This window comes from Streptomyces sp. E-08 (assembly GCF_049913095.1).
Classification (GTDB): Bacteria; Actinomycetota; Actinomycetes; order Streptomycetales; family Streptomycetaceae; genus Streptomyces.
Genome location: NZ_CP183971.1, coordinates 4,568,152 through 4,580,773, shown reverse-complemented (window position 1 = coordinate 4,580,773; position 12,622 = coordinate 4,568,152). Strand labels below are relative to the sequence as shown.

The window sequence follows — 12,622 nt, the reverse complement described above, 5'->3', positions numbered from 1 at the left end:
TTACAAGACAGTTGCCCTTGGCTGACGAAGTGTCGCCGTAGGCTCGTAGCCATGACTTCCGACACGGCGCCGGCCCTCGAACCGGGACGGCAGATCCACACGTATGACGAGCTCACGCCCGAGCAGATCCAGGACGTACTGGAGCTGCTCGAGGCCGCCGACCACGCCGACGGCCTGCACGCCGTGTCCGAGCAGGGGCGGCTCTACCTGCGGCACGGCAGGCGCGAGGGCGTCCGCCACTTCCTCCTCACCGTCGGCTCCCACCTCTACGGCTACGCCCAGCTGGAGGAGACCGACCCGATCGAGGCCCCGGCCGCCGAACTGGTCGTCCACCCCTCCCACCGGGGCCGCGGCCACGGCCGGGCGCTCGGCACCGCCCTGCTCAACGCCTCCGGCAAGCGGCTGCGCGTCTGGGCGCACGGCGGCAAGTCCGCCGCCCGGCACCTCGCCCAGGTCCTCGGCCTGACGCTCTTCCGCGAGCTGCGCCAGCTGCGCCGGCCCCTGGTGCCGCTCGACATCCCGGAGCCGGTGCTGCCCGAGGGCGTCACCGTACGGACCTTCACGCCCGGCGCGGACGACACGGCCTGGCTCGCCGTCAACGCCGCCGCGTTCGCGCACCACCCGGAGCAGGGCTCGCTCACCCAGCGGGACCTGGACGACCGTATGGCCGAGCCGTGGTTCGACCCGAAGGGCTTCTTCCTCGCGGAGAAGGACGGGCGTCTGGTCGGCTTCCACTGGACGAAGACGCACGCCGAGGAGCAGCTCGGCGAGGTGTACGTGGTCGGCGTCCTGCCGGACGCCCAGGGCGGCGGCCTCGGCAAGGCGCTGACCGCGATCGGCCTGCGGCACCTGGCGGCGCAGGGGCTGCCGACGGCGATGCTGTACGTGGACGCGGACAACACGGCGGCGGTACGGGTCTACGAGGGGATCGGTTTCACCACGCACGAGGTGGACCTGATGTACCGCACGGAGTCCTGAACACCCGAGTGACAGGGGGCGGTTGACACCGCCCCCTTCTTTCCACCACCCTTTCACTACTTGATTAGTGAAAGGGTGGTGGAAGGGATCGTGGTCGAGTACCGCATCGACCGGCGCAGCGGCGTCGCCACCTACCTCCAGATCGTCCAGCAGACGAAACAGGCCCTCCGGATGGGCCTCCTGGAGCCGGGCGACCGACTGCCCACCGCACGCGAGGTCGTCGAGGCGACGGCCATCAACCCCAACACGGTCCTCAAGGCCTACCGCGAGCTCGAACGCGAAGGCCTCGTGGAGGCCCGCCGCGGGCTCGGCACCTTCGTCCGCGCCACGCTCGGCACCGGCCCCGCCGACTCGCCGCTGCGCGGCGAACTCTCCGACTGGGCCCGCCGGGCACGCACCGCGGGCCTCGACCGGGACGACGTCGCCGCGCTCTTCACTTCCGTACTGAAGGAACACTTCGAGGGGGACGAATGACCGACCCGGTCATCGAGGCCGAGGGCCTCGGCATGCACTACCGACGGCGGCACGGGGGCTGGGCCCTGCGGGAGTGCGACTTCGCCCTCCCCGCCGGCCGGATCTGCGCCCTCGTCGGACCCAACGGCGCCGGCAAGTCCACGCTCCTCGCCCTCGCCGCCGGCCTCCTCCGCCCCACCGAGGGCAGGATCGACGCCCCGGCCCGCGAGCACCTCGCCTACGTCGCCCAGGACAAGCCGCTCCACCCCCGGCTCAGCGTCGCCGACACCCTCCGCATGGGCCGCGAGCTCAACCCCGGACGCTGGGACGACACCCTGGCCCGGCGGATCACCGACGGCGGCGGCTTCTCCTCCGACACGCTCGTACGCGACCTCTCCGGCGGCCAGCGCACCCGCGTCGCCCTCGCGCTCGCCCTCGGCAAGCGGCCCGGCCTGCTGCTCCTCGACGAGCCGATGGCCGACCTGGACCCCCTCGCCCGCCACCAGCTGATGGGCCTGCTCATGGCCGACGCCGCCGAACACGGCACCACCGTCGTCATGTCCTCGCACATCCTCACCGAGCTGGAAGGCGCCTGCGACCACCTCCTCCTGCTCCACGGCGGCAAGGTCCGCCTCGACGGCCCCGTCGACGAACTCCTCGCCGCCCACACCCTGCTCACCGGCCCGATCGCCGACCTCGCCCCGCACACCGTCGTCGAGTCCCGCACGACAGGCCGTCAGCTCACCGCCCTGGTACGGCACGAGGGCCCCGTCGAAGGCCCCTGGGAAACCACCGACCCCTCCTTGGAGGACCTCCTCCTCGCCCACCTCCGCACCACCGAAGGAGCCCCGGCATGAGCACCCTCACCCTGAAGGGCCCCACCTGGGTGACGGTCCGCCAGTACCGACGGACGCTGTGGCTCGCGGGTGCGGGAGTCCTGCTGAGCCTCGTGAGCATCCTCTGGCTCCGCTACTGGGACGCACGGACCGTCGGCACCGACGACCGGACCGGCCACGCGGTCCTGCGGATCGCCATGGACTGGGCTTCCGGCGCCGTGATCGTGGTTCCCCTGCTGGTCGGCGCGTTCGTCGCGGGACCGATGATCGCCCGCGAGCTGGAATCGGGCACGTACAAGGTCGCCCTCACCCAGTCCGTCTCCCCCGCCCGCTGGCTCGGCTCGAAGCTCCTGGTCGCCGGAGCCGTCACCGTCGCCTGCACGCTCGTCCTGATCGGCACCTACCGGCTGGGCTGGGCGAACCTCACCGACACCTGGGGGTTCCCCTGGCACCAGCCGGGCACGTACACGGGCACCGGCCCCGTACTCGTCGCGCAGTCCCTGCTCGCCCTCGCCCTCGGCGCCCTGATCGGCCAGCTGACCCGCCGCACCGTGACCGCCATGGCCCTCACCGGCCTCGTCACCGGCCTCGTCCTGCTCCTCGTCGCCCAGCTCCGCTGGTCGCTCATGCCGGTGAAGACCCTGACGCGCCCCCTCCAGCCCGGACTCACGGCCGCCCTGCCCCCCACCTCCCGCGAGACCGGCTCCGGGCTGCTCACCGCCTCCGGGGAGAGACTGCCGAGCACCGCCTGCTGGGAGCGGACCCAGCAGTGGGACATCTGCCCGGCCGACCTGAAGGTCACCGGCCAGTACTGGGACTACCACCCCGCGTCCCACTACTGGCCCCTCCAGCTCATCGAGACCGGCGTCGTCCTCGCCCTCGCCGCCCTCGCGGCCTTCGCCGCCTTCCGCGTCCTGCGCGCCCGGCACCCCTAGTCCCAGCACAGGGGGCGGGGCCCCGCCAAGGGCCCCGCCAAGGGCCCCGCCCCCGATTCCCGTACGACATGTCGTCGTTACCGGCCATTCAGACGCGCTTGCGACGCTCACGCAATGAAGCGCTCCGTGTCCGCCCTCCCCAAAGGGAGACTTCCCTCCCCCACGGCCCGCTCCGACGCGCCCGACCACCCCTTCGCGCGGAAGAATGGGGCCATGAGCCAGCAGCCCGCCGAGGTCCCGGTCCAGTCCTCCGCAACGCCGTCCGTCCCGCCGTCCGGAACGCCCTCCGGTTCGTCGTCCTTCGGTTCCATAACCGCGCATCGCGCGCGTGTGGCGAACGGGGCCGTCGTGACCGACCTCGACGCCGAGCTGGACGCGGATCCCGACACGTACGAGGACGACGGCGCGCTCGGCGCCGAGCTGCCGCAGGGGCGTTTCCTCGACCGGGAACGCAGCTGGCTCGCGTTCAACGAACGCGTCCTCGAACTCGCCGAGGACCCCACGACCCCCCTCCTCGAACGAGCGAACTTCCTCGCGATCTTCGCCTCGAACCTGGACGAGTTCTTCATGGTCCGGGTCGCCGGCCTCAAGCGCCGCATCGCCACCGGTGTCGCCACCCGGTCCGCCTCCGGCCTCCAGCCCCGCGAGGTCCTCGACCTGATCTGGACGCGCTCGCGCGAGCTCATGGCCCGGCACGCCGCCTGCTTCCAGCAGGACGTCGCCCCGGCCCTCGCCGACGAGGGCATCCACCTGATCCGCTGGCCCGAACTCACGGAGAAGGAGCAGGCCCGGCTCTTCACGCTGTTCCGGCAGCAGATCTTCCCGGTCCTCACCCCGCTGGCCGTGGACCCCGCGCACCCCTTCCCGTACATCTCCGGCCTCAGCCTCAACCTCGCCGTGGTCGTACGCAATCCGGTCAGCGGCCACCGCCACTTCGCGCGCGTGAAGGTCCCGCCGCTGCTCTCCCGCTTCCTGGAGGCCTCCCCGCAGCGGTACGTCCCCCTGGAGGACGTCATCGCGGCGCACCTGGAGGAGCTGTTCCCCGGCATGGAGGTGCTGGCGCACCACATGTTCCGGGTGACCAGGAACGAGGACCTGGAGGTCGAGGAGGACGACGCGGAGAACCTGCTCCAGGCCCTGGAGAAGGAGCTCATGCGGCGCCGCTTCGGGCCCCCCGTGCGCCTGGAGGTCGAGGAGTCCATCGACCCGTACGTCCTCGACCTGCTGGTCCGCGAGCTGAAGGTCTCCGACGCCGAGGTCTACCCGCTGCCCGGCCCGCTCGACCTCACCGGCCTCTTCGGCATCGCCGGGCAGGACCGGCCCGAGCTGAAGTACCCGAAGTTCGTCGCCGGCACCCACCGTGACCTCGCCGAGGTCGAGTCGGCGTCCGCGCCCGACGTCTTCGCCGCGCTGCGCGAGCGGGACGTGCTCCTGCACCACCCGTACGACTCCTTCTCGACCTCCGTCCAGGCCTTCCTGGAGCAGGCGGCGGCCGACCCGGACGTCCTCGCGATCAAGCAGACGCTGTACCGCACCTCCGGCGACTCCCCGATAGTGGACGCCCTCATCGACGCCGCCGAGTCCGGCAAGCAGGTCCTCGTCCTCGTCGAGATCAAGGCCCGCTTCGACGAGCAGGCCAACATCAAGTGGGCGCGGAAGCTGGAGGAGGCCGGCTGCCACGTCGTCTACGGCCTCGTCGGCCTGAAGACCCACTGCAAGCTGTCGCTCGTCGTACGGCAGGAGGGCGAGCTCCTGCGCCGGTACTCGCACGTCGGCACCGGCAACTACCACCCGAAGACCGCCCGCCTGTACGAGGACCTGGGCCTGCTCACCGCCGACCCGCAGGTCGGCGCGGACCTGTCCGACCTGTTCAACCGGCTCTCCGGGTACTCCCGCCGCGAGACGTACCGGCGCCTGCTCACCGCCCCCAAGTCGCTGCGCGACGGACTGGTCTCCCGGATCACCAAGGAGATCGCCCACCACCGCGCCGGGCGGCCCGCGTACGTACGGATCAAGGTCAACTCGATGGTCGACGAAGCGATCATCGACGCCTGCTACCAGGCCTCGCGGGCCGGCGTCCCCGTCGACATCTGGGTCCGCGGCATCTGCGCCGTACGCCCCGGCGTCACCGGCCTCTCGGAGAACATCCGGGTCCGCTCGATCCTCGGCCGCTTCCTGGAGCACTCCCGGATCTTCGCCTTCGGCAACGGCGGCGAACCCGAGGTCTGGTTCGGCAGCGCCGACATGATGCACCGCAACCTGGACCGCCGGATCGAGGCCCTCGTACGGGTCTCCGACCCGGCGCACCGGGCCGCACTCACCCGGCTCCTGGAGACCGGGATGTCCGACACCACCTCCTCCTGGCACCTCGGCCCCGACGGGAACTGGACGCGGCACGCGACCGACCCCGAGGGACGGCCCCTGCGGCACGTCCAGGAGATGCTCATCGACGCGCGGAGGCGCCGGCGTGCACAACCCTGACCACTCGCAGGACGTCACGGCGGGCGAGGTCCTCGCCCCCTACCTGCACGCGCGGGCCGCGGACTTCCTCCGCGGCCTGCGCCTGCACGGCGAGAGCGGCTCCGACACGGCCGGAGCGGAGGAGGCCGCCCGTACGCTGCGGGGCGCGGCCCGCCGGATCAGCGGCACCCTCCACACCTTCCGGCCGCTGCTCGACACGGCCTGGGCCGACCAGCTGCGCACGGAGCTCGCCTGGCTCTCGGGGACGCTGGCCCTGGAGCAGGCCTGCACCTCCCGGCTCGTCCGCCTGGTGGACGCACTGTCCCGCCTGTCGAACGGAAGCGGGCCGGTGCCCGCCGCCCGGAACACGGAGGGCGGACCGGGCCTCACGGTCGGCGCCGCCCGGGCCGGCGCGCTCCTCGAACGCCAGCTGACCCTGGCCCGTACGCGCGCCCACTCGGCCTCCCTCCAGGCCCTCGGCTCCGCCCGCTTCCACGCGATCGCCGACGCCGTCGCGCTCCTCGCCTCCGAGGTGCCGCTCGGCCCCGCGGGCGCGGCCCCCGCCATCGAGACCATCGACGCGCCCGCCGAGCTCGCCGAGCGGCGCCTCCAGGACGCGGTCGCCGCCCTCCCGCTGAACCGGGCGGCCCACCCGTACAACGCGGAAGCCCTCGCCCTCGCCGCCGGCGAGACCCAGGACGCGCCCTGGCACCACACCCGGGCCCTGCTGCGTCTGCACCGGTACGCCACCGAGGCCCTGCACACCGGCGGCGAACCCGACTCCGTCCTGTACGAGGCGGCCAGGGCACTGGACCGGCACCGCGACGCCGCCGAGGCCGCGACGGCGGCGGCCACCGCGGCCCGCACCCCCCGGATCGCCCCGGCCACGGCCTACGCCCTGGGTGTCCTCCACGCCGACCAGCGCCACGAGGTCGAGGCGGCACGCTTCGCCTTCCAGCGCGCCTGGCGGCGGACGACGGCCCCGGTCCCATGACCACCCCCATCCTTGCGGCGGGGTGCGTCCTGTGGCGTCCGGCGGTTTCCGGCCACGGCATCGAGATCGCCCTCGTCCACAGGCCGAAGTGGGACGACTGGTCGCACCCCAAGGGCAAGCGGAAGCGCGGCGAGACGGCGGAGGCCTGTGCGCTGCGCGAGGTCCTGGAGGAGACGGGCCGGCGCTGCGAGCTCGGCGCCCGCCTGCCCACGGCGCACTACTGGGTGGCGGGCCGGCCCAAGGAGGTCGCGTACTGGTCGGCCCGGGCCCTCGACGGCGGCTTCGTCCCGACCCGGGAGGTCGACGCCCTCGTCTGGCTCCCCCCGTCAGCGGCCCGCCACCGCCTGACCCAGGAACGGGACCGCACCCTCCTGGACGCCGCCACCACCCCCGCACCCCACTGACCCCGCACCCCGGGGCGCCACACCCTGACGACCGACGCCACCCCCGTGTGGGCCCGCACCCTGAGCGCGGGGCGGGCCCACACCGCCCACCGGACCGCCGCCCGCCCCAGGGCCCCGCACCCGGGCTTCCGGCACGGTTCACTTCCCGTTCACTCTCCCCCGTCGACCGCTTCACCTGATCTGCCTAATTTCGGCCTTACAGGGTGCACGGAGCACAGCGATGCACCCACCAACCGACACACGCCGCCGTAGAACGGTCAGGACACCCGGTCCGCGCTCCGCGACAGGGCGGCTTCTGGAAGGAACACCCGAAAGTGAAGCTTTCGCGCAAGAACGGGCTTCGCGCCTCCGCGATCGGTGCCCTCGTCGTCTCCGGTGCGCTCGTCCTCTCGGCGTGTGGCTCGGACAACAACACGGAGACCCCGACCAAGGACGGCGGCACCAAGACGTCCGCCGCCGCGTCGAACATCGCGTGTGACGGTGCCAAGGGCCAGCTCCTCGCCGCCGGCTCCAGCGCGCAGAAGAACGCGATGGACCTGTGGGTCAAGAACTTCCAGGCCGCGTGCTCCGGTGTCGAGGTCAACTACCAGGCCATCGGCTCCGGCGGCGGCATCACCAAGTTCAACCAGGGCCAGGTGACCTTCGCCGGCTCCGACTCCGCCCTCAAGGACGAAGAGGTCGCCGAGTCGCAGAAGATCTGCAAGGGCGGCAAGGGCGTCAACCTGCCGATGGTCGGCGGCCCCATCGCCATCGGCTACAAGCTGGACGGCGTGGACAACCTGGTCCTGGACGCCCCCACCCTCGCCAAGATCTTCGACACGAAGATCACCAAGTGGAACGACCCGGCGATCGCCAAGCTGAACCCGGGCGCGAAGCTCCCCGACACCACCATCCAGGCCTTCCACCGCTCGGACGAGTCGGGCACCACGCAGAACCTGGGCAAGTACCTCTCGGCCACCGCGAAGGCCGACTGGAAGTACGACCCGAAGACGAAGTCGTGGCCCGCCCCGGGCGGCCAGGCCGCCAACGGCTCCTCCGGTGTCGCCACCGCGGTCAAGGACGCCGAGGGCTCCATCGGCTACTTCGAGCTCTCCTACGCGACGGCCAACAAGATCTCCACGGTCAGCATCAACACCGGTGCCGCCGCCCCGGTCGCCGCCACCACGGAGAACGCCTCGAAGGCCATCGCCGCCGCCAAGGTCAAGGGCACCGGCAGCGACCTGGCCCTCTCCCTCGACTACACGACCAAGGCCGAGGGCGCCTACCCGCTCACCCTGGTCACGTACGAGATCGCCTGCGACAAGGGCAACAAGGCGGAGACCCTGCCGACCCTGAAGGCGTTCCTCACCTACACCGCCAGCGAGGAGGGCCAGAAGGTCCTCGCCGACGCCGGCTACGCCCCGCTCCCGGCCGAGATCGCGGCCAAGGTCCGCGCGATCGTCCCCACCCTGTCCTGACCCCCGGCCGGGTCCGGCCCCTCGCCTCCCGTGGAGGGGCCGGCCCCGGCATCCGGTGCACCGCCGCCAGGGCCCCGTAACCCGCGAGGGACGTACGGGACCCGCAGACCGGAGAAGAACAGATGGCTTCCACCACACCAGACATACAAAGGAGCCGGCGCGCCAAGAGCGCGACCCGCCCCGGGGACCGCATCTTCAGCGGCCTGTCCCGAGGCTCCGGCATCACCCTCCTCGTGATCATGGCCGCGATCGCGGTCTTCCTGAGCTACCGCGCCGTGCTCGCCATCTCGAAGGACAGCACCAACTTCTTCACGACCTTCGAGTGGAACCCGGCGAACAACCCGCCGGTCTTCGGCATCGCCGTCCTCGCCTTCGGCACGATCGTCTCCTCGATCATCGCGATGCTCATCGCCGTGCCCGTCGCGACCGGGATCGCCCTCTTCATCTCGCACTACGCCCCGCGCAGGCTGGCCAAGCCGCTCGCGTACGTGGTCGACCTGCTCGCCGCCGTGCCCAGCATCATCTACGGCCTCTGGGGCGCGATCTTCCTCGTCCCGTACCTGGACGGCCTCAACCAGTGGCTCGACGAGTACCTGGGCTGGACGTACATCTTCGACAAGGCCCAGGACGGCGTCGCCCGCAACCTCTTCACCGTCGGCATCCTGCTGGCGATCATGATCCTTCCGATCATCACCAACGTGACCCGCGAGGTCTTCCTCCAGGTCCCGCGGATGCACGAAGAGGCCGCCCTCGCCCTCGGCGCCACGCGCTGGGAGGTCATCCGCATGTCGGTGCTGCCCTTCGGCCGCTCCGGCATCATCTCCGCCTCCATGCTGGGCCTCGGCCGCGCACTCGGCGAGACCATGGCCGTCGCCGTGGTCCTCTCCCCCAGCTTCGTCCTCTCGGGCCACCTCCTCGACCCGGGCGGCGGCACCTTCGCGCAGAACATCGCCGCCAAGTTCAACGAGGCCAACGAGTTCGGCCGGGACGCCCTGATCGCCTCCGGTCTCGTCCTCTTCTTCATCACCCTGCTGGTCAACGGCGCCGCCCGCTGGATCATCGGCCGGCGCAAGGAGTACTCGGGGGCCGCGGCATGAGCCACGCCATACAGGATCGTCCGGTCACGGCGGCCCCGCGCCGCGGGTCCCTCGCCCACGCCCGGCTCCCCCGCTGGACCCCGGCCGCCATCGCCGTCGGCTCGATCGCCGGAGGCATCGGCATCGGCGCCGCCGCCGGCTGGCACAGCAAGGTCCAGTGGGGCCTGCTCGCCGCGCTGCTCTTCGTCCTCGTCACCTTCGCCCTGACCACCAAGGTCGAGGGCAGCCGGCAGGCCAAGGACCGCGTCGCCACCAGCCTCATCTGGGTCTCCTTCGTCCTCGCCGTCGTCCCGCTGCTCTCCCTGGCCTGGGTCACGATCAGCAAGGGCATGGACGTCCTCGACGGCTACTTCCTGACCCACTCGATGAACGGCGTCCTCGACGCCGAGGCCGGCGGCGGCGTCTACCACGCGCTGCTCGGCACCATCGAGCAGGTCGGCATCGCGACCCTGATCGCCGCGCCGATCGGCCTCCTCACCGCCGTCTACCTCGTCGAGTACGGCGGCGGAAAGCTCGCCCAGGCCGTCACCTTCTTCGTCGACGTCATGACGGGCATCCCGTCGATCGTCGCCGGCCTCTTCATCCTCGCCACCTGGAACCTGATGCTGGGCTTCGGCCCCTCCGGTTTCGCCGGCGCGATGGCCCTGGCCATCCTGATGATGCCGGTCGTGGTCCGCTCCACCGAGGAGATGCTCAAGCTCGTACCGAACGAGCTCCGCGAGGCCTCCCTCGCCCTCGGCATCCCCAAGTGGCGCACCATCCTGAAGGTGGTCCTGCCCACCGCGATCGGCGGCATCACCACGGGCGTCATGCTCGCGGTCGCCCGCATCACCGGTGAGACGGCCCCGGTCCTGCTCCTCGTGTTCGGTACGAAGCTCATCAACCCGAACCCCTTCGAAGGCGCCCAGTCCTCCCTGCCGCTCTACGTGTACGAGCAGTACGCGGTCGGCACCGACGCCGCCGTGGCCCGCGCCTGGGCCGCCGCGCTCGTCCTGATCGCCTTCGTCATGATCCTCAACCTGGTGGCCCGCGGCATCGCCCGCTGGAAGGCCCCGAAGACCGGCCGCTAAGGCATTCGATATTCGACTGCCGTCGAGCGGCGGTAAATTGGAAGTGATTGACATGGCCAAGCGAATCGACGTCAGCGGCCTCTCCGCCTACTACGGCGCCCACAAGGCGATCGACGACATCTCGATGACCGTCGAGCCGCGCTCCGTGACGGCCTTCATCGGCCCCTCCGGCTGCGGCAAGTCCACCTTCCTGCGCACCCTGAACCGCATGCACGAGGTCACCCCCGGTGGCCGCGTCGAGGGCAAGGTGATGCTGGACGACGAGAACCTGTACGGGACGAACGTCGACCCGGTCGCCGTGCGCCGCACGGTCGGCATGGTCTTCCAGCGCCCGAACCCCTTCCCCACCATGTCGATCTTCGACAACGTGGCGGCGGGCCTGCGCCTCAACGGCTCGTACAAGAAGTCCCAGCTGAACGACATCGTCGAGAGGTCGCTCAAGGGCGCCAACCTCTGGAACGAGGTCAAGGACCGCCTCAACAAGCCGGGCTCCGGCCTCTCCGGCGGTCAGCAGCAGCGTCTGTGCATCGCCCGCGCGATCGCCGTCGAGCCCGACGTCCTGCTGATGGACGAGCCCTGCTCGGCCCTCGACCCGATCTCCACCCTCGCCATCGAGGACCTGATCGGCGAGCTGAAGGAGCGCTTCACGATCGTCATCGTGACGCACAACATGCAGCAGGCGGCCCGTGTCTCGGACCGTACGGCCTTCTTCAACCTGGCGGCCGTCGGCCAGCCCGGCAAGCTGATCGAGCTCGACGACACCGAGCGCATCTTCTCCAACCCGAGCGTCCAGGCGACCGAGGACTACATCTCCGGCCGCTTCGGCTGAACCGCTCCCCCGAGACCGTCATACGGTGCTGCATGGCGGTGCCACCGTGATGACGAAGGGCCCGGCTCCCCCACAGGGGAGCCGGGCCCGTTTCCGTACGGAAGAACTCAGCCGAAGAGCAGCTGCACCACGTAGTAGCTCACCGCGGCGACGAGCGCCGCGGCCGGCATCGTGATGAACCAGCCCATGACGATGTTCTTGGCGACGCCCCAGCGGACCGCGTTGATGCGCTTGGTCGCGCCCACGCCCATGATCGCCGAGGTGATGACGTGGGTCGTGGAGATCGGCGCACCGAACATCAGACCCGCGCCGAACATGATCGACGCACCGGTGGTCTCGGCCGCGAAACCCTGCGGCGGGTCCAGCTCGATGATCTTGCGGCCGAGGGTCCGCATGATCCGCCAGCCGCCGGCGTACGTGCCGAGGGAGAGCATCACGGCGCAGACGATCTTCACCCACACCGGGATCGGGTCGTCGGCCCCCTGGACGTCGGCGATGACCAGGGCCATCACCACGATGCCCATCGTCTTCTGCGCGTCCTGGAGACCGTGCCCCAGGGCCATGCCGGCCGCGGACACGGTCTGCGCGATGCGGAAGCCCCGCTTGGCCTTGTGCGGGTTGGACCTGCGGAACATCCACAGGATCGCGCACATGACCAGGTAGCCGACGATCAGACCGATCACCGGCGAGACGAACATCGGGATGACGACCTTGTCCAGGACGCCCGACCAGATGACCTCCGTGCCCCCTGCGAGCGCCGCGCCCACCATGCCGCCGAACAGGGCGTGCGAGGAGGACGAGGGAAGACCGAAGTACCAGGTGACCAGGTTCCAGACGATCGCGCCGAGCAGCGCGGCGAAGAGGATGCCCATCCCCTTGTCGCCGGTCGGCGTCTCGATCAGGCCCTTGCTGACGGTGTGCGCGACCCCCTGGCCGAGGAACGCACCCGCGAGGTTCATCACCGCCGCCATCGCGAGCGCCGCGCGGGGCGTCAGCGCCCGCGTCGACACCGAGGTGGCGATGGCGTTGGCGGAGTCGTGGAAGCCGTTCGTATACGTGAAGCCGAGCGCGACACCGATGGTCACGATCAGAGCGAAGGTGTCCACGAA

Annotated in this window: 12 protein-coding genes; 11 read left to right on the top strand and 1 reads right to left on the bottom strand. The window is 71.0% G+C overall.

Features of this window, described 5'->3' with window-relative positions:
* The first annotated feature begins 51 nt into the window (after positions 1-51).
* The 11 genes from mshD to pstB all read left to right on the top strand — a co-directional run bounded on the left by mshD (position 52) and on the right by pstB (position 11,513).
* A complete protein-coding gene (gene mshD / locus ACN9MM_RS21050; protein ID WP_426365047.1) occupies positions 52-978 on the top strand; it encodes a mycothiol synthase in 927 nt (308 codons plus the stop codon).
* A gap of 90 nt (positions 979-1,068) precedes the next feature.
* Positions 1,069-1,452: a GntR family transcriptional regulator gene (locus ACN9MM_RS21045; RefSeq protein ID WP_426365046.1), complete on the top strand. Its 384-nt coding sequence runs from the start codon at positions 1,069-1,071 to the stop codon at positions 1,450-1,452.
* Entirely contained in the window at positions 1,449-2,288 is an 840-nt protein-coding gene (locus ACN9MM_RS21040; RefSeq protein WP_426365045.1) for an ABC transporter ATP-binding protein, read from the top strand. Before ACN9MM_RS21045 ends, ACN9MM_RS21040 begins: the two co-directional genes overlap by 4 nt.
* Positions 2,285-3,202, top strand: coding sequence for an ABC transporter permease (locus ACN9MM_RS21035; protein WP_426365044.1), 918 nt, complete (start codon positions 2,285-2,287; stop codon positions 3,200-3,202). Before ACN9MM_RS21040 ends, ACN9MM_RS21035 begins: the two co-directional genes overlap by 4 nt.
* Before the next feature lie 213 nt (positions 3,203-3,415).
* Positions 3,416-5,683 carry an RNA degradosome polyphosphate kinase gene (locus tag ACN9MM_RS21030; protein WP_426365043.1) on the top strand — a complete coding sequence of 756 codons (2,268 nt, stop codon included), beginning with the start codon at positions 3,416-3,418 and terminating at the stop codon, positions 5,681-5,683.
* Complete coding sequence (locus ACN9MM_RS21025) at positions 5,670-6,656, top strand: CHAD domain-containing protein (RefSeq protein ID WP_426365042.1); 987 nt, start codon at positions 5,670-5,672, stop codon at positions 6,654-6,656. Before ACN9MM_RS21030 ends, ACN9MM_RS21025 begins: the two co-directional genes overlap by 14 nt.
* Positions 6,653-7,060, top strand: coding sequence for an NUDIX hydrolase (locus ACN9MM_RS21020; protein ID WP_426365041.1), 408 nt, complete (start codon positions 6,653-6,655; stop codon positions 7,058-7,060). Before ACN9MM_RS21025 ends, ACN9MM_RS21020 begins: the two co-directional genes overlap by 4 nt.
* A gap of 314 nt (positions 7,061-7,374) precedes the next feature.
* Positions 7,375-8,517, top strand: coding sequence for a phosphate ABC transporter substrate-binding protein PstS (gene pstS / locus ACN9MM_RS21015; RefSeq protein ID WP_426365040.1), 1,143 nt, complete (start codon positions 7,375-7,377; stop codon positions 8,515-8,517).
* Positions 8,518-8,639: 122 nt separating this feature from the next.
* A complete protein-coding gene (gene pstC / locus ACN9MM_RS21010) occupies positions 8,640-9,614 on the top strand; it encodes a phosphate ABC transporter permease subunit PstC (protein ID WP_426365039.1) in 975 nt (324 codons plus the stop codon).
* Entirely contained in the window at positions 9,611-10,684 is a 1,074-nt protein-coding gene (gene pstA, locus ACN9MM_RS21005) for a phosphate ABC transporter permease PstA (RefSeq protein ID WP_426365038.1), read from the top strand. The genes pstC and pstA overlap by 4 nt, the downstream gene beginning before the upstream one ends.
* Positions 10,685-10,736: 52 nt before the next feature.
* Entirely contained in the window at positions 10,737-11,513 is a 777-nt protein-coding gene (gene pstB, locus ACN9MM_RS21000) for a phosphate ABC transporter ATP-binding protein PstB (protein WP_376487454.1), read from the top strand.
* A 107-nt stretch (positions 11,514-11,620) separates the two neighbouring features.
* Here pstB and ACN9MM_RS20995 read toward each other — a convergent pair whose 3' ends face one another.
* Positions 11,621-12,619, bottom strand: a complete 999-nt coding sequence (locus ACN9MM_RS20995; RefSeq protein ID WP_426365037.1) for an anion permease — start codon at positions 12,617-12,619, stop codon at positions 11,621-11,623.
* Positions 12,620-12,622: the final 3 nt, after the last annotated feature.